An 18,833-nucleotide genomic window follows, 5' to 3' on the forward strand; every position below is an offset into this window, starting at 1 on the left:
GCGCCACCCGGGGCCGAGTCGCCGCCGGGCGATTCCCAGGCCCTGGCCGATCACCACGCCGGGAACTGGTTACTGGAATGGCAGGACGTGCCCCACGCGTCGGCCGGTGACGCAGCGGCGAGGTGCTCGGCCTTCACGTCGCCGGAGGCGCTGTGCTGGAGCGGGTGACCAGGGTGGTCGGGAGTTCGGTGCGGGCCGGAGGGTCGCCGGAGAGCAGTGCGGTCAGGGCCGCCGCGCCCAGTTCGGGCCAGGGCTGGCGGACCGTCGTCAGTGCCGGGGTGACGTGCCCGGCGGCCCACGAGTCGTCGAACCCCACCACGCTCACGTCGCCGGGCACCCGATGCCCGTGCTCGCCGAGCGCCTCGTACACCCCGACGGCCATCGAGTCGGAGCAGGCGAAGACGGCGGTCGGCGGTTCGGGGAGGTCGGCGAGCAGCGTACGGGTGGCGGTGAGCGCGTTGTCGCGCTGGAAGTAGCCGCACACCTCCCACCGCGGGTCGACCGGCAGCCCGGCCGCCGTCATGGCCTGGCGGTAACCGGTCAGGCGCTCCACGGCGCACGGCACGCCGGGGCGGCCCGTCACGATGGCGATGCGTTCGTGGCCCAGCTCGATGAGGTGCTCGGTGGCCGCGCGGGCGCCGTCCAGGTTGGCGGCGGCGACGACCGGCAGGCCGGGCGGGGGTTTGCGGCGGGGGTCCACGATGACGGCCGGGATGCCGTGGTCGGAGAGCCAGGCACGCTGGGTGGCCGTGGGTGAGGTGCGGACCAGCAGGATGCCGGCGCTGTCCCGGGCGCCGAGGCGGTCGAGCCAGGCGGGCGGGGGCTGGCCGTTCTTCGTGCGGCCGACCACGGCGGAGACGACCAGGTCGACGCCCAGCCGCCAGGCCGCGTCCTCCACGCCACCCAGGATGGCCAGCGCGTACGGCGACTCCAGCCCTTGCAGCATGACGTCCACCATGCTGCCGCGCGCGGGCTTGAGCCGCTGCCGTGGATAGCCGCGGCGTTCGAGCACCTCGGCCACCAGGCGGCGGGTCTGGGCGGAGACGTCGGCTCTGCCGTTGAGTGCCTTGGAAACGGTTGCAACCGACACCCCGGCCTCGCGGGCGATCACTGCCAGCTTGGGCAATGGCGGGGGCGGGTCCTCGGCCGTCATGCCCCCCACTCTCCTCCGGCACGCCGGGAAGAGACCAGGCTCTAGGGGCGAAAATTTCGAAATTTCGGCATTCGGGCTGGTAGCGACGTGTGCCGCGTTCGTCGGCCATTGACGTTGCGTGCATGCTAACGCAACGTTTCCTGCAACCGATTGCAAGGCCGCACCGAGTGAAGGAGTCCGTCACGTGGCCGTCGTCTCGGCGCCCCCGCCCCGTACGAACCCACGTCGAGCAGGAGCGTTAACCCCATATGTACTGATCGCCCCGTCGGTGATCGCGATGCTCGGGTTCCTCGTGTACCCGATGGCCAGCGTCATCTACTACAGCCTTCAGCGCTACAACGTCACCAAGCCCTGGGACAACGGCTTCGCCGGGCTCGACAACTTCCGCCGGCTGCTGTTCGAGGACCCGATCTTCTGGCAGAGCCTCGGCTTCAGCGCCAAGTGGGTGGTCGTCGAGGTCGTGCTGCAGTTCCTGCTCGGGCTCGCGCTCGCGCTGATCGTCAACGAGAGCTTCATCGGGCGCGCGCTGTCGCGGGCGCTCGTCTTCTCGCCGTGGGCGGTCTCCGGGGTGCTCACGACGGCGATCTGGGTGCTGCTCTACAACCCCTTCACCGGGGCCTCGCGCTATCTGGCCGACATGGGGCTCATGGAGTACGGCGCCGCGCCGCTGGCCGACCCGGACACCGTGTTCTGGGCCGCGGTGGTGGCCGAGCTGTGGCGCGGGGTGCCGTTCTTCGCGATCCTGCTGCTGGCCGACCTGCAGTCGGTGTCGAAGGAGCTGTACGAGGCCGCGTCGGTGGACGGCGCCGGCCGGACGCGCCGGTTCTTCCACATCACGCTGCCGCACCTGAGGGACGCGATCATCCTGTCCACGCTGCTGCGGTCGGTCTGGGAGTTCAACAACGTCGACCTCCTCTACACCCTCACCGGCGGCGGCCCCGCCCACCAGACGACCACACTGCCCCTGTACGTCGCCTCGCTGGCCGCCCAGTCGCACGACTTCGGCTACGCCACCGCGCTGACCACCGTGGCGTTCCTCATCCTGACCTTCTTCTCCATCGCCTACCTGCGGCTCAGCAAGTTCGGGGTGAAGTCGTGAGCCTTCGCTCCACCCGGGTGTCCCGCTGGCAGATCTATCTCCCGCTGGGCCTGTACCTGCTGTTCACGCTGGTGCCGTTCTACTGGATGCTGGTCTTCGCGTTCCGGCCGCGAGGCTCCACGTCGATCGTGCCGTGGCCGATCACGTTCGAGCATTTCGACACGGTCTGGAATGGGATGGGGTTCGCCGTCTTCTTCCAGAACAGCCTCATGGTCGGCGTCGCCTCGCTGGTCGCGACCGCGGTGGTGGCGCTGGCCGGCGGATACGCGCTGGCCCGCTACGACTTCCGGGGCAGGGGCGCGTTCATGGTCGGGATGCTCTGCACCCAGTTCATCCCTGGCGCCCTGATGATCATTCCGCTGTTCGAGATCTTCAGGAACCTGTCGCTGACGAACTCCCTGTGGAGCCTGGTCATCGCGGAGACGGTCTTCCAGTTGCCGCTCTCCCTGATCCTCATCAGCGGCTTCATCAGGAACATCCCGTACGAGCTGGAGCAGGCCGCCTGGGTGGACGGCTGCTCCCGGCTGCGCGGCTTCCTGGCGATCGTGCTGCCCCTGCTGCGCCCCGCGCTGGTCGCGGTCGGCTCGTTCGCCTTCATCCACAGCTGGAACAACTTCCTTTTCGCCCTCATGTTCATCAACGACCAGGAGAAGTTCACCGTGCCCGTGGGCCTGGCCTACAACCTCGGCGAGAACAGCGTCGACTTCGGCGCCCTCGCCGCCGGCGGCGTCGTCGCCGCACTGCCCGTCGTCATCGTCTTCGCCTTCATCCAGCGCTACCTCGTCCAGGGGATGTCCGCCGGGGCGGTGAAGGGATGACCGCCACCTACCGCAACCCCGTGCTCAACGCCGACTGGTCCGATCCCGACGTGATCCGGGTGGGTGAGGACTTCTACCTGACGGTCTCCACCTTCACCAAGGTGCCGGGGCTGCCGATCCTGCACTCGCGTGACCTGGTCAACTGGACGATCATCGGGCATGCCGTGACCGGCGGGTACGACGACGTACGGCCCGGCTGCGGCGTGTGGGCGCCGTCGCTGCGGCACCACGGCGGCCGGTTCTGGATCTTCTACGGCGACCCCGACGTGGGGATCTGCTGGGTCGGCGCGCAGGATCCGCGGGGCCCGTGGAGCGAGCCGCACGTGGTCAAGCCGGGGCTCGGGCTCATCGACCCGTGCCCGCTGTGGGACGACGACGGCCAGGCGTACCTGGTGCACGGGTGGGCCAAGAGCCGCGCGGGCGTCAACAACCGGCTCACGATGCACCGCATGGCACCCGACGGGAGCGCGGTGCTCGACGAGGGCACGCTGGTCATCGACGCCGACCTGCTGCCGGGCTACCGGACGCTGGAGGGGCCCAAGCTCTACAAGCGCGACGGGGTCTACTGGATCTTCGCGCCGGCGGGCGGGGTGGAGCAGGGCTGGCAGTCGGTGTTCCGGTCGGAGTCGGTCTTCGGCCCGTACGAGGACCGCATCGTCCTGGAGCAGGGCGGCACCGACGTCAACGGCCCGCACCAGGGCGGCTGGGTGGACACCCCGTCCGGCGGGCACTGGTTCATGCACTTCCAGGACCGGGGCCCCTACGGCCGGGTCGTCCACCTGCAGCCCATGCGGTGGAACGGCGGCTGGCCGGTCATGGGCGCGGACGGCGAGCCGGTGCCGGGCGGCCCGGTGCCGGTCCCGGGCGGCGAGCCCGGCGAGCCCGCCGTCTCCGACGACTTCGCGGGCCCCGGGCTGGGGCTGCAGTGGAGCTGGCAGGCCAACCCCGACCCCTCGTGGTGGGAGCTGCGTGACGGACGGCTCCGCCTGGCCTGCGTGCCGGGACCCGAGGATCTCAGGGAGCGGCCGTCCGTGCTCGGGCAGCGGCTGCCCGGCGACCCGTGCACGGTCACCACGAGCCTGACCCTGGAGGGCGAGGGCCGGGCGGGGCTGGCCGTCGTCGGGTTCACCGCCGCCTCCGTCGGGCTGGAGCGCACCGGGGACAAGACGGTCCTGGTGTGCGGGGACATGGAACCCGTGCCGGTCGAGGACGGCGGGCCCGTCACCGTCGGCGCGCGGGTCGGCGCGGGCGCGCTCGTCACGTTCCTGGCCGACACGGGAGAGGGGCCGCGCGAGATCGGCGAGCCCTTCCAGGCCACGCAGGGCCGGTGGGTCGGGGCGGTGCTCGGCCTGTACGCCGCGGGGAGCGGAGCCGGTCAGGCGATCTTCGACGCGTTCACCGTGGACATCGAAAGGTAGAAGCCAATGAGACGACGTGTGCCGGCGGTGCTCCTCGCCGCCACCGTGCTGGCCGGATGCGGCTCTGGCGCGGGCTCCGACGGCAAGACCGAGATCACCTTCTGGGACACCAACGCCGGACCGGCGCGCACGCCCGTCTGGCAGCACGCGATCGCCGAGTTCGAGAAGGTCAACCCGACCATCAAGGTCAAGTACGTGGGCATCCCGATCGCCCAGGCCCCCCAGAAGATCGACACGGCGATCGCCGGCGGCGGCACGCCCGACGTGGCCGACATCGCGACCGCCGGGGTGGGCAACCTCGTGGCCCAGAAGGCGCTCGAACCGGTGGACGAGCGCATCGCCAGGAACCCCGCGCTGAGCGGCAAGCACAACGAGGCGTTGCTGACGACGGTCAGGAACGTCGTCCCCGACGGCAAGCTGTACATCTACCCCCTGTCCACCAACGCCGGGGCGTTCTGGTACCGCAAGGACTGGTTCGCCGAGGCCGGGCTGGAGCCGCCCAAGACGTGGCCGGAGTTCTTCTCGGCCGTGGACAGGCTGACCGCGCCCAAGGAGAACCGCTTCGGCTTCACCATCCGCGGCGGCGCGGGCTCCATCGCGCAGATGCTCGAAGTCGTCTACGGCCAGTCGGGCATCACGGAGTTCTTCGACGCCGCCGGCAAGGCCACGCTCAGCGACCCGCGCAACGTGACGGCGCTGGAGAGGTACGCCGGCCTGTACAAGAAGAACACGCCCGAGGGCGACCTGCAGAACGACTACGTCAAGATGGTCGCGCAGTTCGACACCGCGGGCAGCATCGCCGTCATGCAGCACAACCTGGGCTCCTACCAGGACCACATCAAGGCGCTCGGCCCCGAGAAGGTGGCCTCGTTCTCCGTGCCGAAGTCCGACTCCGGGGTGCAGACCGTGCTGTCGAACCCGGTCGGCGGCGTCGGCGTCTTCTCGGCCGGCGAGAACAAGGAGGCGGCGTTCAAGCTCGCCGAGTTCTTCGCCGCCGCGGAGATGGACGGCTACATCGCCGAGAAGACCGGCGTCATCCCGGCCAACACCGACGTGCGGGGGGCGCGGGCGCCGCACATCACCGAGGCGCAGCGGGTGCTGAACGACCCGGCGACCAAGGTCGTGCAGATGCCGTACCACCTGCCGGAGTTCAACGAGATCACGAAGACCTGGGCGGAGCCGCTGTTCCAGAAGGTGCTGCTGGGGCAGCTCGGCGCGAAGGACTTCCTGGAGCAGTTCGGGGCCAGGCTGACCGAGGCGCAGGCGGCGTACAAGAAGCGGAACGGCTCATGAGGGCGGTGGCGCTGGCCCTGGTGCTGACGTTGGTGCCGGTCCCCGCCCAGGCGCAGGCGAGGGGGGCTCCGCGGGCCGACGGGTTCGCCTCGCTGGACGCGCTCGGGGTCGACGGCACCACCGGGGGCGCGGCCGGTCGCACCGTGACCGTGTCCGACCAGGCGGCCCTCGAGCGGTACGCCACGGCCGCCGAGCCGTACGTGATCAGGGTCAGGGGGTCGATCGCGATGGAGCCGTACGGCAAGGAGATCGAGGTCGCCTCCGACAAGAGCATCGTGGGCGCGGGCCCCGGCGCCGAGATCGTGCACGGCGGCTTCTTCCTCAACGGCGTGCACAACGTCATCATCCGCGACCTCACGATCCGCGACTCCTACGTCCCCGGCGACTGGGACGGCAAGAGCAGGGACTACGACGGCGTGCAGCTCGACGGCGCCCACCACGTCTGGATCGACCACAACCACTTCACCAGGACCGGTGACGGCCTGCTGGACATCCGCAAGGACAGCGACTACGTCACCGTCTCCTGGAATGTCTTCAGCGACCACAACAAGGCCGTCGGCGTCGGCTGGACCGCCAACGTGGTCACCAAGGTGACGATGCACCACAACTGGATCCGCGGCACCTACCAGCGCAACGCCAGCATCGACAACACCGAGGCCGCGCACCTGTACAACAACTATGTCCAGGACGTCGGCCTGTACGGGACCATGATCCGGGGCAGTGGCCGCATGGTGGTCGAGAACAGCTACTACCAGGGCGTGCCCGACCCGATCGTGGCCAAGGACGCCACCGCGCAGGTCGTGCAGCGGGGCAACGTGTTCGACGGCACCCGCGGGCGCGTCGACGGCGCGGGCGCCGCGTTCGACCCGTCCGCCTACTACGCCTACGCCCTCGACCCCGCCGGCCGGGTGCCCGGCATCGTCACCCGGGGGGCCGGGCCGCCGGGCCGGGAGCGGCCGGCGCCCCGCCGGATCACGGTCGCGCTCGACGGCACCGGCGACTTCGGCAGCGTCCAGGCGGCCGTCGGCGCGGCGCCGCGCGGCGCGGTGATCACCGTCCGGCCCGGCGTGTACCGGGAGATCGTCCGGGTGTGGCCGGGGCGCGGGGACCTGACGATCAGGGGCGAGACCGGCGACGCCGCGGACGTGGTGATCACGTACGACCTGCCGGCCGGCGGCCAGAAGTTCTACGGCGGCACGTACGGCTCCGCCGACAGCCCCACCTTCGGCGTGCTCGGCGACGGCGTCACCGTCGAGGACGTCACGCTGGAGAACGCCTACGACGAGTCGGTCACCCCCAGCCAGGCGCTCGCGGTGCGGACGGTGGGCGACCGGATCGCGTTCGAGGGCACCAGGTTCCTCGGCGACCAGGACACCTTCAAGGCCGACACCCCCGACAGGGACACGGTCAGCCGGACGTACCTGCGGGACTGCTACATCGAGGGCGGCGTCGACTTCGTCTACGGCAGGGGCACGGCCGTCCTCGACCGCTGCGTGCTGAGGTCGACCGGCGCCGGATACGTGACGGCGGCCAGCACCAGCGACTCCAACCGCCACGGCTTCCTCATCGTCGGCAGCCGCCTGGAGAGTGACCTGCCGGACAAGACGGTGCACCTCGGACGGCCGTGGCATCCCGGCAACGACCCCAGGGCGATCGCGCAGGTCGTGATCCGCGACTCCTGGCTCGGCGCGCACGTCAAGGACGACGCCTGGGCCGACATGGGCGGCTTCTCCTGGCGGGACGCGCGTCTGGCCGAATATCGCAACACCGGACCGGGCGCGGCCGTCACGGCGGACCGGCCGCAGCTCACCGACGCGCAGGCGGCCGGCCACACCGTACGCGACTACCTGGGAGGGTGGCGCCCCTGACCGCCGGAGCCCGGCGGGCGGCTTCTCCGCCGGGCTTTACCCGGAACAATCCTGCCCTAGAGTAACCGAATCAATACTCAAAGTTACGATGGCGAAGTTCGCACATCAAACGCGCCAGGGGGCTGGAAAATGACTGATGACACGCAGGCCGACAAAGTAGGCGTCGTCGACGCGGAGGAGACCGCGGTGGGCGGCGAGGCCACGCTGCTGCACGCCCAGGACGACCCGGCGGCCTCCGCCGCCGTGGACGTGGCCGTCGAGACCGAGCTGCTGGAGGACTCTCCGGCCCGCGACGCCGTCGAGGCCCGGCGGGAGAGCGAGCGGCAGATCGCCGAGCTGACCGCCAAGGACCAGGAGCGCGTGCAGCGGCTGCAGCGCGAACTGCGCGCCATGGGCGCCGACGTCTGGCCGGTGGCCAGGTGGTGGGGCTACGAGGTCCACCTCAACGAGTCGGCCGCGCTGCTGGCCGCCGAGATCCCGCAGCTCATCGGGGAGCTGACCGGCAGCGTGCTGGGCATCTGGCTGTCCCCTGTCGTCGAGCGCTCGGTGCAGGCCAAGTCCGGCTGGATCTCCTCGATCGCCCGCCCGTACGGGGTCAAGCTGGTCTCGCCCTGGACCGCGCCCGGCATGCTCGTCCCCGCCCGCCAGGACGGCCGGCCCGCGGGTGACACCACGCTCTACTGGACGGTTCACGAGCCGGGCGAGGGCTGGAGCGTGGAGCAGCGGTTCGTCGACCACTTCAGCGTGTCGAGCCCTGCCCTGGCGCAGTTCCAGGACCGGCTCTACCTCGTGCACCGGGGCAACGTGGGCGACTCGAGCCTGTGGTGGACCGTCTACGACGCCGAGCAGGGCTGGAGCGAGGACCAGCGGTTCCCCCATCACTTCAGCGACTCGGGGCCGGCGCTGACGGCGTACGACGGGCAGCTCTACTGCGTGCACCGGGGCAGCGACGGCGACGCGGCGCTGTGGTGGACGCGCTGGGACGGCTCCTCCTGGAGCGCCGACGCCAGGCTGCCCGAGCACTTCAGCGCCGCCGCCCCGGCGCTGGCCGCGTACGACGGGCACCTCTACTGCGTGCACCGCGGCGCCGGCGACGACCAGGCGCTGTGGTGGACCCGCTGGGACGGCGCCAACTGGAGCCCCGACCAGAAGCTGCCCGGCCACGCCAGCCGGTCGAACCCGGCACTGGCCGTCTACCGGGGGCACCTCTACTGCGTGCACCGCGGCGCCGGTGACGACTCGGCGCTGTGGTGGACGCGCTGGGACGGCTCGAAGTGGAGCCCCGACCAGAAGCTGCCGGGGCACCACGCCACCGAGGGCCCGGCCCTGACCGTCTACAAGGACCGGCTCTACTGCGTGCATCGCGGCGGCTCCGACCAGAGCCTGTGGTGGTCGAGCTTCAACGGCTCCGGCTGGACGGCCGACGAGCGGCTGCCCCACCACTTCAGCGGTGAGAGCCCCGCCATCGTCGCCTACCGCGACAAGAACGCCACCCGCGACCAGCTCCTTTGCGTGCACCGGGGTAGTCGCTGACGTTCTCGCCCGCACGGGAGTGCCGGCTCGCACGCGAGCCGGCACTCCCGTGTTCGATCACCAACCGGCGAGCTGCTCCAGCACCCACTCGGCCAGCGTCTTGGTCACGGCGCCGTGCGGCCCGTTGGCGATGTCACAGCAGAACGCGTCCAGGAACGTCTCGTCCTTGGGCAGGTCGGTGAGGTCCCGGTAGAGGTCGGCCGACCACTCGAACGGGTCCCTGGCCAGGGCGATCGCGCTGACCGCCGGGACGAAGGAACTGCTCCTGTACCGGTCCTGGATCGGCAGGCCCATCGCGTCGGCGATCTTGCCCCACGAGTCGAGCGTGCCGCCGGGCGCGCCGTCGAAGGCGGGCACCCACGAGGTCGCGCTCGTCCAGACCGGGGCGCCGAAACGCACGGTGCCGACGTTCTGCAGCTCGCCCAGGTTCGGCTGGATCCGGGCGGTGAGCTGCAGCGGGTCGTGGTGCAGGTCGAACACCGGCGTCCCCGGAGGCAGGTCGGGCCCGGTGCCGTTGCCGACCCCGTTGGCCACGCCCAGCTTGTACGGCCGCATCGGGAACCAGCCGACCCGGCGCAGGTCCTCCAGGAACTCCGTGCGCAGCCGGCTCGACGTGGTCACCGGCCCCGAGTAGTCGGCGCTCTCGACCCAGCCCCACAGGAGCTGCTGCGCGGCCGGGCTGCGGATCAGCTCGGCCTGCCCCGGCCCGTCGGAGCGCGGCTGCAGCGCCTCGTGCAGGTAGGCGAGCTGCTGGAGCACCAGCGGGATCCAGGCGCCGAGGTGCGGGGTGTCCCAGGAGAAGAACTTGTCGGTCTGGTGGTCGATGCGCTCGCTCTCCATGCGCGCCAGCGCGTACCTGGTGACCATGCCGCCCATGCTGACGCCGCCGACGACCAGCGGGTCGTCGCCCCGCCGCTCGTCGATCGCCCGCAGCACGCACGAGGCCGCCACGGCGGCGTTGGCCTGGATGTGGATCTGCCGCTGGTCGAAGCCGAGCAGCACGACGTCGATGCCCATCGCCCTGAGCTGGTCGAGGAAGCCGGGCGTGCCCTTCTGGTAGGGCGCGTTGAAGTGCCGCCACAGCTCGTCGAGGTCGCTGGGCCCGTAGTTGAAGCCGTCGGCCAGGATGAATGGCCTGGTCAGCTCGTCGTGTCCCTCGGCCAGGTGAACGGCGGCCCGCCCGGTGGCCACGCGGCCCTCGTGCGCCCAGTCGCCCACCAGGTCCCAGGTGCGGTCGGCCGGACGCGCGTCGCCCCGGCGGGAAGGCGGGGCGGCGAACCATACGCCCTGCCGTCCGAGCGCCTCGGAGATGCGCTCGACCTGCTCGGAGGTGAGGCTGTGCTCGACCCCTTGAGCTCTCGTCTCGACGTCGATCCTCGGTTCCTGCGCCATGCTCAGTCCTCTCTTCGTTGAGGGGCCGCTGGGGCCACTGAGCACACCATACGATTACTCTGAGTAATTGACCGAGCACATAGGGCGGCGGCGTGTGGCTATCTCAAAAACCTGCCGTGACCTGCGACGATGAGGTTCCAGGCGGCCGGTTGTGCGCGCCGCCCGCAGCGGAAGGACGACCCGATGCACATGTCCCTCGTCGATCGAGAATGCGTACGCCGGCTGCTGGACTCCCGGCACCCCGACGCCACCCTCGTGTTCGTCAGGGGTGAGTGCGTGGTGATGCCCGCCTCGGAGGTGGACGACGCCCACAAGGGGCTCGTGATCGCCGCCCGCGACGACATCGTGACCCAGCTCCCCGACGGCGCCCCGACCGACAAGGATCTCGACGACCTGGCCGTCCGCCTGGACAACGTGGTCAGGGACCTGGGCGCCTGAGGATCACGCCGGCCGGCGGTCGCCGTCCTCCAGGTAGTGCAGGACCGCGGCGACCCGGCGGTCCGTGCCGTCGGTGGGGGCCAGGTCGAGCTTGGCGAAGATGCTGCGGATGTGCTTGTGCACGGCGCCGTCGGTGACGAAGAGCCGCTCGGCGATCGCGGCGTTGCCCAGCCCTTCCGCCATGAGCGCCAGGACGTCGCGCTCTCGCGGGCTGAGGCGTTCCAGCCGGCTGTCGGGCCGGCTGCGCGACAGGAGCTGCGCGACGACCTCGGGATCGATGGCGGTGCCGCCGTCGGCCACCCGGTGCAGCGCGGTCAGGAACTCCTGGACCCGCCCCACCCGCTCCTTGAGCATGTAACCGAGCCGGGAGGTGCCGTGGGCCAGCAGGTCGGTGGCGAACGCCTGCTCCACGTACGCCGACAGCACCAGCACGGCCAGCCCCGGCAGCCGCCGCCTGGCCTCCACCGCCGCCACGATGCCCTCGTCGGTGTGGGTCGGCGGCATCCGCACGTCCACGATGGCGACGTCCGGCCGTTCGGCGTCGACGGCGGCCAGGAAGCCGGCCGGGTCCCCGGCGGTGGCCACGACGTCGAGGCCCTCGGCGCGCAGCAGCAGCGCGAGGCCCTCGCGCAGCAACGGGTCGTCCTCGGCGATCACAATCCGCATGGCAAACTCACATTCAGGGTGGTCGGTCCACCTGGAGGGCTGGTCAGCTCGAACATGCCGTCGTGCGCCTCGGTGCGGCGGCGCATCCCGTCCAGCCCGGACCCGCCGTCCTCGCCGGCCCCGCCGCGGCCGTCGTCGGTGATCCGGACCTGGAGCCGGTCGTCGTGCCGGCGGACCATCACGGTGGCGTGCCCGGCCTGGCTGTGCTTGGCGATGTTGGTGAGCGCCTCGGCCACCACGAAGTAGGCCGTGGCCTCGACCGAGGCGGCGCACCGGCCGGGCACGTCGGCGTCGACCTCGCAGGGCACCGGGCAGGCCGCGGCCAGCCCGGTGAGCGCGTCGGCCAGGCTCCGGTCCGCCAGCACCGGGGGCAGGATGCTGCGCACGACCGCGCGCAGCTCGGCCAGCGCCTGCTCGGCGGCGTCCTGGGCACGTTCGAGCAGGGCGTCGGCGGTGGCCGGGTCGCGCTGCACGGCCCGGCGGGCCGCGCCCAGCATGACGGTGACGGCGACGATCCGGTTCTGGGTCCCGTCGTGCAGCGACCGCTCGATCCGGCGCAGCTCGGTGGCGTGCGCGTCGAGGGCGCCCGCCCGGGTGGCGGTGAGCTGGGCGACCCGCAGCGCCAGGTCGGTGCCGGGGTCGGCGGACAACATCCGCCGTCCGGGCCACGCCTGCAACCGCGCCATCCCGGGGACGATGGCCAGGGCGAGGGCGAGCCAGCCCACGCCCAGCAGGCTGACCCCGAGGCCGCTGGGCAGGCCGTCCACCTGCCAGATCCCCATCGCCGCGCCGGCCATCTCACCCGGCGGCAGCAACCCCATGTACAAGGGGAACAGCAGGTCGCGCAGCGCGCTGAACGGCAGCGTCATGCCGATCACGCCCAGGAGCAGGCCGAGTGTCGCGTGGGTGAGGAGCCAGCGCAGCTCCCGGCTCGTGGCGGGATGCCGGATCGCATCCCGCACACCTGGCGGCACCGGGTCGGGGTCGATGATGACGTCGGGGCCCCAGCGGGACAGCCGGGCCCGCTCCCGGTTGGCGACCGCGCGCACGGCGCGCAGCGCGTGGGGCACCAGCGGCAGGCCGATGCCGACGAGGCAGAGCGCCATGACGGTGATGACCCCGATCAGCGCCACCAGCGCCAGGGTGGCGGTGCCGACGCCGCCGATGAGGTGTTCGAGCCCGTCCAGCGTGACGCGGGCGCGGGCGAACACGTCCAGCGAGCGGGCCGGTCGCCGCTCGTCCGTCGATTCCTGGGTCGGCATCCCCCACCTCCTGGGCTCCGACCATAGGACATGAGCCAGGATGTCGTGTGATCGCCGGACGAAAAGTACAGCCTGCTGTACCCCTCGTACGGCTCACGTCCGGCGGGGCGGCTCCGAGCTGACCCACCAGAGCGTCCCGAACGGGTCCACCCAGCCGCCCATCCGCGTGCCGCCCTCCTGCTCGGTGACCTCCATGATGGAGGTCGCGCCCTTGGCGATCGCGGCGTCGTACGCCTTCGCCGGGTCGGGCAGCGCGACGTACATCTGCGTGCGCGACGGGTCCTCGCCCTTGCGGTAGGGCGGCAGGCACTGCGCCCCGTCCATCCTGGCGTCGGCGAAGTAGAGCGTGCTCGTGCCGATGCGGACCACCCCGTGCACGACCCGCTCGGGGTCACCCTCCAGTGGGATGACGTTCTCCGTCTCCGCCCCGAACACGGCGGCGGCGTAGTCGGCGAACTGCTTGGCGCTGTGGACCATGAGGTACGGCGTGACTTCCACGTTTCCTCCTGCTAATCAAATTTGACTACTTGGCCACCGTAAGCCCCGAAGCCGCCACTGGTCAAACTTGATTAGCTCCGGCGCAGCAGATAGGTGTCCATGATCCAGCCCTTGCGGGCCCGCGCCTCCGCGCGTACCTCCTTGATCCGGTCGGCCACCTCGGCCACCGGCCCCGACACGAGGATCTCGTCGGGTGTGCCCAGGTAGGCGCCCCAGTAGATGTGGTAGCCCGAAAGGCCGGCGAAGGAGCAGTGGGCGTCCAGCATCACCACCACGTCGTCGGCGGTGGCGCCCTCCTCGGCCAGGCGGCGCCCGGTGGTGAGGTGGACGGGCCGGCCCACCTGGGTGAGGCTCGTGCGGTGGCGGGCGGTCAGCGCGCTCACGCTGCTGACGCCGGGGATCACCTCGTAGTCGAAGGCCACGTTCCCGCGCCCGAGAATCTCCTCGACGATGGCGAGCGTGCTGTCATAGACGCCGGGATCGCCCCACACCAGGAACGCGCCGGTCTCGTCCGCGCCCAGCTCGTCGCGGATGAGCGCCTCACAGGCCAGCGCCCGGCGCGAGCGCCAGTCCTCGACGGCCTCGGCGTAGGCCGGGGTGGTCCGGTCGCGCTCGGGATCGCGGGCCTCGGCCACCCGGTACGGCGGGCGCCCGTGCTCCTTGATCAGGTCCTGCCTGAGCTGGACCAGCTCCTGCTTGACCGCGCCCTTGTCCACGACGAAGAACACGTCGGTCGCGGCGATGGCCTTGGCCGCCTGGAGGGTGAGATGGTCGGGATCGCCGGCGCCGATGCCGACCACTAGTAGCCGCTTCACCCGTGAAAGTCTGCCAGTACGATGTCCGTCGCTTATCTCCGAGGAGGACCGTGAACCTGGTGGAGCAGGGTGCCGCGTTCGCCGCGTTCTGGCAGGAGCGCCATCTGTGCACGCTCGCCACCGCGCGTCAGGACCGCCCGCCGCATGTGGTGCCGGTCGGCGCCACCCTTGACCTGGACACCGGCATCGCCCGGGTGATCACTTCGGGCACCTCGCACAAGGCCGGCCTCATCGGGGCCTCCGGCGCGCTGGTCTCGCTCTGCCAGGTGGACGGCCGCCGCTGGTCCACGCTGGAAGGACGGGCGGTGGTGCGCACCGAGCCCGAACAGGTGGCCGACGCCGAGCGCCGCTACGCCGCCCGCTACAAGCCGCCCCGGGTGAACCCGGCGCGGGTGGTCGTCGAGATCCAGGTGACGCGCGTGCTGGGCAACGTGTGATCACCGTCGTCGGCATCGGCGCGGACGGCTGGGACGGCCTGGCCGCCGGCTCGCGGCGGGCGCTGGAGGCGGCCGAGGTGCTCATGGGCGGTCCCCGGCAGCTCGACCTCGTGCCCCCGTCGGCCGCCGCCGCCGAGCGGGTGGCCTGGCCGTCGCCGCTGCTGGCCGCGTTGCCCGCGCTCATGGACGAGCACGCCGGTCGCGAGGTGTGCGTGCTGGCCAGCGGCGACCCGATGTTCTACGGCATCGGCGCCACGCTGGTGCGGCTGCTCGGGGCCGGGCGCGTACGCGTGCTGCCGCACGTGTCGTCGCTGTCGCTGGCGTGCGCCCGGCTCGGCTGGCCGGTCGAGCAGGTCGACGTGGTCAGCCTGGTGGGCCGCCCGCCCTCGGCCCTCAGCGCCGTCGTCACGCCGGGCCGCCGCGTCGTCGTGCTGGGCGCGGGCCCCGAGTCCCCGGCCCTGGTCGCGGGGCTGCTGACCGGGCGCGGGTACGGGCCCAGCCCGATGCGGGTGCTGTCCGACCTGGGCGCGCCGTCGGAGTGCGAGCAACGGGGGAGCGCCGACGGCTGGACGGGCCCCGCCGCGTCCGCGCTGCACGTGATCGCCGTCGAGTGTGTCGCGGGACCGGGCACCGAACCGCTGGCCAGGGTGCCGGGGCTGCCCGACACGGCCTACGAGCACGACGGGCAGCTCACCAAGCGCGAGGTCCGCGCGGTCACCCTGTCGCGGCTCGCCCCGCTGCCCGGGGAGCTGCTGTGGGACGTCGGGGCGGGAGCGGGCAGCATCGCCATCGAGTGGATGCGCGCCCACCCGTCGTGCGCGGCCGTCGCCGTCGAGGACCGGGCCGACCGGGCCGCCGCCGTCCGGCGCAACGCCGGCGCGCTCGGCGTGCCGTCACTGCGCGTCGTCGAGGGCCGGGCCCCGGCGGCGCTCGACGGGCTGCCCAAGCCCGCCGCGGTGTTCGTCGGCGGCGGCGCGACCGTGCCCGGCCTGCTGGAACGCTGCTGGTCGGCGCTGCGGCCCGGCGGGCGGCTGGTGGTCAACGCCGTGACCGTGGAGTCCGAGGCCGTCGTGGCCGGATGGTACGCCCGGCTCGGCGGCGACCTGGTGCGGCTGGCCGTACAGCGGGGCTCGCCCGTGGGCGGGTTCACCGGATGGCGGGCGGCGATGCCGGTGACCGTGTGGTCGGTCACCAGGAGGGACGAATCGTGACCGTGTACTTCATCGGGGCCGGCCCCGGCGCCGCCGACCTGATCACGCTGCGCGGGCTGCGGCGGCTGGAGTCGTCGCCGGTGTGCCTGTACGCGGGGTCGCTGGTGCCCCGTGACCTGCTGGACTCCTGCCCGCCGGACGCCAGGCTCGTCGACACCGCGAACCTGACCCTCGACCAGATCGTCTCCGAGCTGGCCACGGCGCACCGGGCCGGGCTCGACGTGGCGCGGCTGCACTCGGGCGACCCGTCGGTGTTCAGCGCGGTGGCCGAGCAGATGCGCCGGCTGGACGCGCTCGGGGTGCCCTACGAGGTGGTGCCCGGCGTGCCCGCTTTCGCCGCGGCGGCGGCCTCGCTGGGCAGGGAGCTGACCGTGCCGGGCGTCGGGCAGACGATCATCCTGACCCGCACCTCGGCCAGGGCCACGCCGATGCCGCCCGGCGAGGACCTGGCGACGCTCGGGGCGAGCGCGGCCACGATGGTGCTGCACCTGGCCGTGCAGCGGATCGACGCGGTCGTGGCCGAGCTGCTGCCCTCCTACGGGTCCGGATGTCCCGTGGCGGTGGTGGCCAGGGCCAGCCGGGCCGACGAGGTGATCCTGCGCGGGACGCTGGGCGACATCGCGGAGCAGGTGCGGGAGGCGGGCGTCCGGCGTACGGCGGTGATCGTGGTGGGGCGGGTGCTGTCGGCGTCGGAGTTCCCCGACAGCCACCTCTACAGCGCGGAACGGGCCAGGGCGTGCGACGGGTCCTGATCCTGGGCGGCACCGCCGAGGCCAGGGCGCTGGCCGCCGCGCTCGTCCCGGGATCCGTCCACGTGGTGTCGTCGCTGGCCGGGCGGGTGAGCAACCCGCGGCTGCCGGTCGGGGAGGTGCGCGAGGGCGGCTTCGGCGGGCCAGAAGGGCTGGCCGCCTACCTGGTGGAGGAGCGGATCGACGCGCTGGTGGACGCCACGCACCCGTTCGCCGGGCGGATGACGGCCTCGGCGGCGCTCGCGTCGGCCGCGACAGGGGTGCCGCTGCTCGTCCTGCGGCGGCCGGGATGGCGGGAGGGGCCGGGCGACGCCTGGCGCCGCGTCCCCACCCTCCACGCCGCCGCCGATCTCCTGACCGGCGGCCGGGTGTTCCTGACCACCGGGCGCAGGAGCCTGCCCGTCTTCGCCGGGCTGCCCGGAGTGTGGCTGCTGGCCAGGTCGGTCGATCCGCCGGAGCCGCCCGTGCCGCCCAACGTGCACGTGCTGCTGGACCGAGGGCCGTACACGGTCGAGGGCGAGCTGGCCCTCATCCGCGAGCACCGCCTCGACGTGCTGGTCACCAAGGACAGCGGCGGTGCCATGACCACCGCCAAGCTCGTCGCGGCCCGCGAGCTCGGCCTACCGGTGATCTTGGTGAACCGCCCCGCCCCGCCCACCGGCGTGCGGGCGGTGGACACGGTCGAGGCGGCCGTGGCCTGGGTTCACGGGTAGCGGCGCGGCGTGTAGACCCCGCCGCCGGCGGCGACGCGTGTGGTGGAGGAGCCGATGATCAGCAGGCAGCGCATGTCCACCCGCGCGGGGTCCAGCTCGCCCAGCGTGGTGACGGTGACGCTCTCCTCCGGCCCGCCGACGTCCCGTCCGATCACGACGGGGGTGGCCGCGTCGCGGTGTTCGAGCAGCAGGTCGCGGGCGGCGCCGAGCTGCCAGGTACGGCTGCGCGAAGCCGGGTTGTACAGCGCCAGCACCAGATCCGCCCGCGCCGCCGCCTCCAGCCGGCCGGCCACCACCTCCCACGGCTTGAGCAGGTCCGACAGCGACAGCACGCAGTAGTCGTGCCCGAGCGGCGCGCCCGCCCTGCTCGCCACCGCCTGCGCCGCCGTCAGCCCGGGGACGACGCGCACCGGCACGTCGGGGAAGTCCTCGGCCGCTTCGAGCACCGCGCTGGCCATGGCGAACACGCCCGGGTCGCCGGACGACACCACCGCCACCCGGGCGCCCTCCCTGGCCAGTTCGAGCGCGTGCCTGGCCCGCTCGGCCTCCACCCGGTTGTCGGTACGGTGCCGCCGCTGCCGTGGGTTCGGCGCCACCCGGTCCACGTACGGGCCGTACCCGACCAGGTCCGTCGCCGCCGCCAGCGCCTCCTGCGCCTCGGGCGTCAGCCACGGCCGCCCGGCGGGGCCGAGGCCCACCACGGTCACCTCGCCCGGCCCCTCGCTCACCACCGGCTCGGGCACGAAGGTGCGCTCGGCCGGGCTGGCGAGCAGGGCCAGCGAGAAGTACGGCACGCCGCCCGCGTCCACGTCCTTGAGCGGCGCGACCCGCTCGGCGCCCATGGTGGCGCGCTCGACGTACCAGGCGTCGTCCAGCCGCCCGGCCTCGGCGAGGGCGTCGCGGACCTTCTCGAACGTCCGGCCCAGCTTGAGCACCGCCGCCGAGTCGGTGCCGCGCAGCCGCTCGGCGAGCACGTCGGCGGGCAGGGTGCCGGGCAGCACGGTGAGCACCTCGTCCCGCTCGACCAGCGGGCGGCCCAGCACGGCGGAGGCCGCGCTGACCGAGGTCACCCCGGGCACCACCTCGGTCGGGTAGCGGTGCGCGAGCCGCTTGTGCATGTGCATGTACGAGCCGTAGAACAGCGGATCGCCCTCGCTGAGCACCACCACGGTCCTGCCCGCGTCCAGGTGGGCGGCCAGCCGCTCGGCGCAGTCGGCGTAGAAGTCGTCGAGCGCGCCCTGGTAGCCGCCGGGGTGGTCGGTCGTCTCCGTGGTCAGCGGGTAGAGCAGCAGCTCCTCGATCTGCCCCTCCCGCATGTACGGCAGCGCGATCGAGCGCGCGATGCTCCGGCCGTGCCTGGCGGCGTGATACGCGATCACGTCGGCCTCGCCGATCAGCCTGGCGGTCTTGACCGTGACCAGCTCCGGGTCGCCGGGGCCGAGGCCCACGCCGTACAGCCGTCCCGTCATC

18 protein-coding genes are annotated in these 18,833 nt (G+C 72.4%); 11 read left to right on the forward strand and 7 right to left on the reverse strand.

Annotated elements, in window-relative coordinates; translation table 11 throughout:
• Nucleotides 1-133 precede the first annotated feature (133 nt).
• Complete coding sequence (locus AB0I15_RS05115; RefSeq protein WP_358090361.1) at nt 134-1,153, reverse strand: LacI family DNA-binding transcriptional regulator; 1,020 nt, start codon at nt 1,151-1,153, stop codon at nt 134-136.
• Between the two features lie 277 nt (nt 1,154-1,430).
• Here AB0I15_RS05115 and AB0I15_RS05120 point away from each other — a divergent pair, with 277 nt between their 5' ends.
• The 6 genes from AB0I15_RS05120 (at nt 1,431) to AB0I15_RS05145 (ending at nt 9,182) form a co-directional block, all read left to right on the forward strand.
• Nucleotides 1,431-2,252: a sugar ABC transporter permease gene (locus tag AB0I15_RS05120; protein WP_358090756.1), complete on the forward strand. Its 822-nt coding sequence runs from the start codon at nt 1,431-1,433 to the stop codon at nt 2,250-2,252.
• Nucleotides 2,249-3,070, forward strand: coding sequence for a carbohydrate ABC transporter permease (locus AB0I15_RS05125; RefSeq protein ID WP_358090364.1), 822 nt, complete (start codon nt 2,249-2,251; stop codon nt 3,068-3,070). The genes AB0I15_RS05120 and AB0I15_RS05125 overlap by 4 nt, the downstream gene beginning before the upstream one ends.
• Nucleotides 3,067-4,488 (forward strand): glycoside hydrolase 43 family protein, encoded by a 1,422-nt coding sequence (locus AB0I15_RS05130; RefSeq protein WP_358090367.1) that lies wholly within the window; start codon nt 3,067-3,069, stop codon nt 4,486-4,488. The genes AB0I15_RS05125 and AB0I15_RS05130 overlap by 4 nt, the downstream gene beginning before the upstream one ends.
• 6 nt (nt 4,489-4,494) lie before the next feature.
• Nucleotides 4,495-5,781, forward strand: a complete 1,287-nt coding sequence (locus tag AB0I15_RS05135; RefSeq protein ID WP_358090369.1) for a sugar ABC transporter substrate-binding protein — start codon at nt 4,495-4,497, stop codon at nt 5,779-5,781.
• Nucleotides 5,778-7,649: a pectinesterase family protein gene (locus AB0I15_RS05140; RefSeq protein WP_358090371.1), complete on the forward strand. Its 1,872-nt coding sequence runs from the start codon at nt 5,778-5,780 to the stop codon at nt 7,647-7,649. Before AB0I15_RS05135 ends, AB0I15_RS05140 begins: the two co-directional genes overlap by 4 nt.
• Before the next feature lie 129 nt (nt 7,650-7,778).
• The gene (locus tag AB0I15_RS05145) at nt 7,779-9,182 is read left to right on the forward strand and encodes a hypothetical protein (RefSeq protein ID WP_358090373.1); all 1,404 of its coding nucleotides are present in this window, start codon (nt 7,779-7,781) and stop codon (nt 9,180-9,182) included.
• A gap of 57 nt (nt 9,183-9,239) precedes the next feature.
• Here AB0I15_RS05145 and AB0I15_RS05150 read toward each other — a convergent pair whose 3' ends face one another.
• The gene (locus tag AB0I15_RS05150) at nt 9,240-10,574 is read right to left on the reverse strand and encodes a hypothetical protein (protein ID WP_358090376.1); all 1,335 of its coding nucleotides are present in this window, start codon (nt 10,572-10,574) and stop codon (nt 9,240-9,242) included.
• Between the two features lie 183 nt (nt 10,575-10,757).
• Here AB0I15_RS05150 and AB0I15_RS05155 point away from each other — a divergent pair, with 183 nt between their 5' ends.
• Nucleotides 10,758-11,012, forward strand: coding sequence for a hypothetical protein (locus AB0I15_RS05155; protein ID WP_358090379.1), 255 nt, complete (start codon nt 10,758-10,760; stop codon nt 11,010-11,012).
• Between the two features lie 3 nt (nt 11,013-11,015).
• On the opposite strand, the gene AB0I15_RS05160 is transcribed toward AB0I15_RS05155, so the two are convergent.
• The 4 genes from AB0I15_RS05160 to cobF form a co-directional block, all read right to left on the reverse strand.
• Nucleotides 11,016-11,678: a response regulator transcription factor gene (locus AB0I15_RS05160; protein WP_358090381.1), complete on the reverse strand. Its 663-nt coding sequence runs from the start codon at nt 11,676-11,678 to the stop codon at nt 11,016-11,018.
• Nucleotides 11,666-12,940, reverse strand: coding sequence for a sensor domain-containing protein (locus tag AB0I15_RS05165; RefSeq protein ID WP_358090384.1), 1,275 nt, complete (start codon nt 12,938-12,940; stop codon nt 11,666-11,668). The genes AB0I15_RS05160 and AB0I15_RS05165 overlap by 13 nt, the downstream gene beginning before the upstream one ends.
• A gap of 93 nt (nt 12,941-13,033) precedes the next feature.
• Nucleotides 13,034-13,438 (reverse strand): hypothetical protein, encoded by a 405-nt coding sequence (locus AB0I15_RS05170; RefSeq protein WP_358090386.1) that lies wholly within the window; start codon nt 13,436-13,438, stop codon nt 13,034-13,036.
• 71 nt (nt 13,439-13,509) lie between these two features.
• A complete protein-coding gene (gene cobF, locus AB0I15_RS05175; RefSeq protein ID WP_358090389.1) occupies nt 13,510-14,253 on the reverse strand; it encodes a precorrin-6A synthase (deacetylating) in 744 nt (247 codons plus the stop codon).
• 50 nt (nt 14,254-14,303) lie between these two features.
• On the opposite strand from cobF, the gene AB0I15_RS05180 reads away from it, so the two are divergent.
• From AB0I15_RS05180 to AB0I15_RS05195, 4 genes are read left to right on the forward strand one after another with little or no spacing between them, the layout of a single operon-like run.
• Nucleotides 14,304-14,690 carry a pyridoxamine 5'-phosphate oxidase family protein gene (locus AB0I15_RS05180; protein ID WP_358090392.1) on the forward strand — a complete coding sequence of 129 codons (387 nt, stop codon included), beginning with the start codon at nt 14,304-14,306 and terminating at the stop codon, nt 14,688-14,690.
• Nucleotides 14,687-15,901 carry a precorrin-6y C5,15-methyltransferase (decarboxylating) subunit CbiE gene (gene cbiE, locus AB0I15_RS05185; RefSeq protein WP_358090395.1) on the forward strand — a complete coding sequence of 405 codons (1,215 nt, stop codon included), beginning with the start codon at nt 14,687-14,689 and terminating at the stop codon, nt 15,899-15,901. Before AB0I15_RS05180 ends, cbiE begins: the two co-directional genes overlap by 4 nt.
• Nucleotides 15,898-16,653: a precorrin-4 C(11)-methyltransferase gene (gene cobM / locus AB0I15_RS05190; RefSeq protein ID WP_358090398.1), complete on the forward strand. Its 756-nt coding sequence runs from the start codon at nt 15,898-15,900 to the stop codon at nt 16,651-16,653. The genes cbiE and cobM overlap by 4 nt, the downstream gene beginning before the upstream one ends.
• The gene (locus AB0I15_RS05195) at nt 16,638-17,363 is read left to right on the forward strand and encodes a cobalt-precorrin-6A reductase (RefSeq protein ID WP_358090400.1); all 726 of its coding nucleotides are present in this window, start codon (nt 16,638-16,640) and stop codon (nt 17,361-17,363) included. The genes cobM and AB0I15_RS05195 overlap by 16 nt, the downstream gene beginning before the upstream one ends.
• On the opposite strand, the gene AB0I15_RS05200 is transcribed toward AB0I15_RS05195, so the two are convergent.
• Nucleotides 17,354-18,832, reverse strand: coding sequence for a precorrin-2 C(20)-methyltransferase (locus tag AB0I15_RS05200; RefSeq protein ID WP_358090403.1), 1,479 nt, complete (start codon nt 18,830-18,832; stop codon nt 17,354-17,356). The genes AB0I15_RS05195 and AB0I15_RS05200 overlap by 10 nt on opposite strands.
• Nucleotide 18,833: the final 1 nt, after the last annotated feature.

Source organism: Nonomuraea sp. NPDC050643 (assembly GCF_040654715.1).
Lineage (GTDB): Bacteria > Actinomycetota > Actinomycetes > Streptosporangiales > Streptosporangiaceae > Nonomuraea.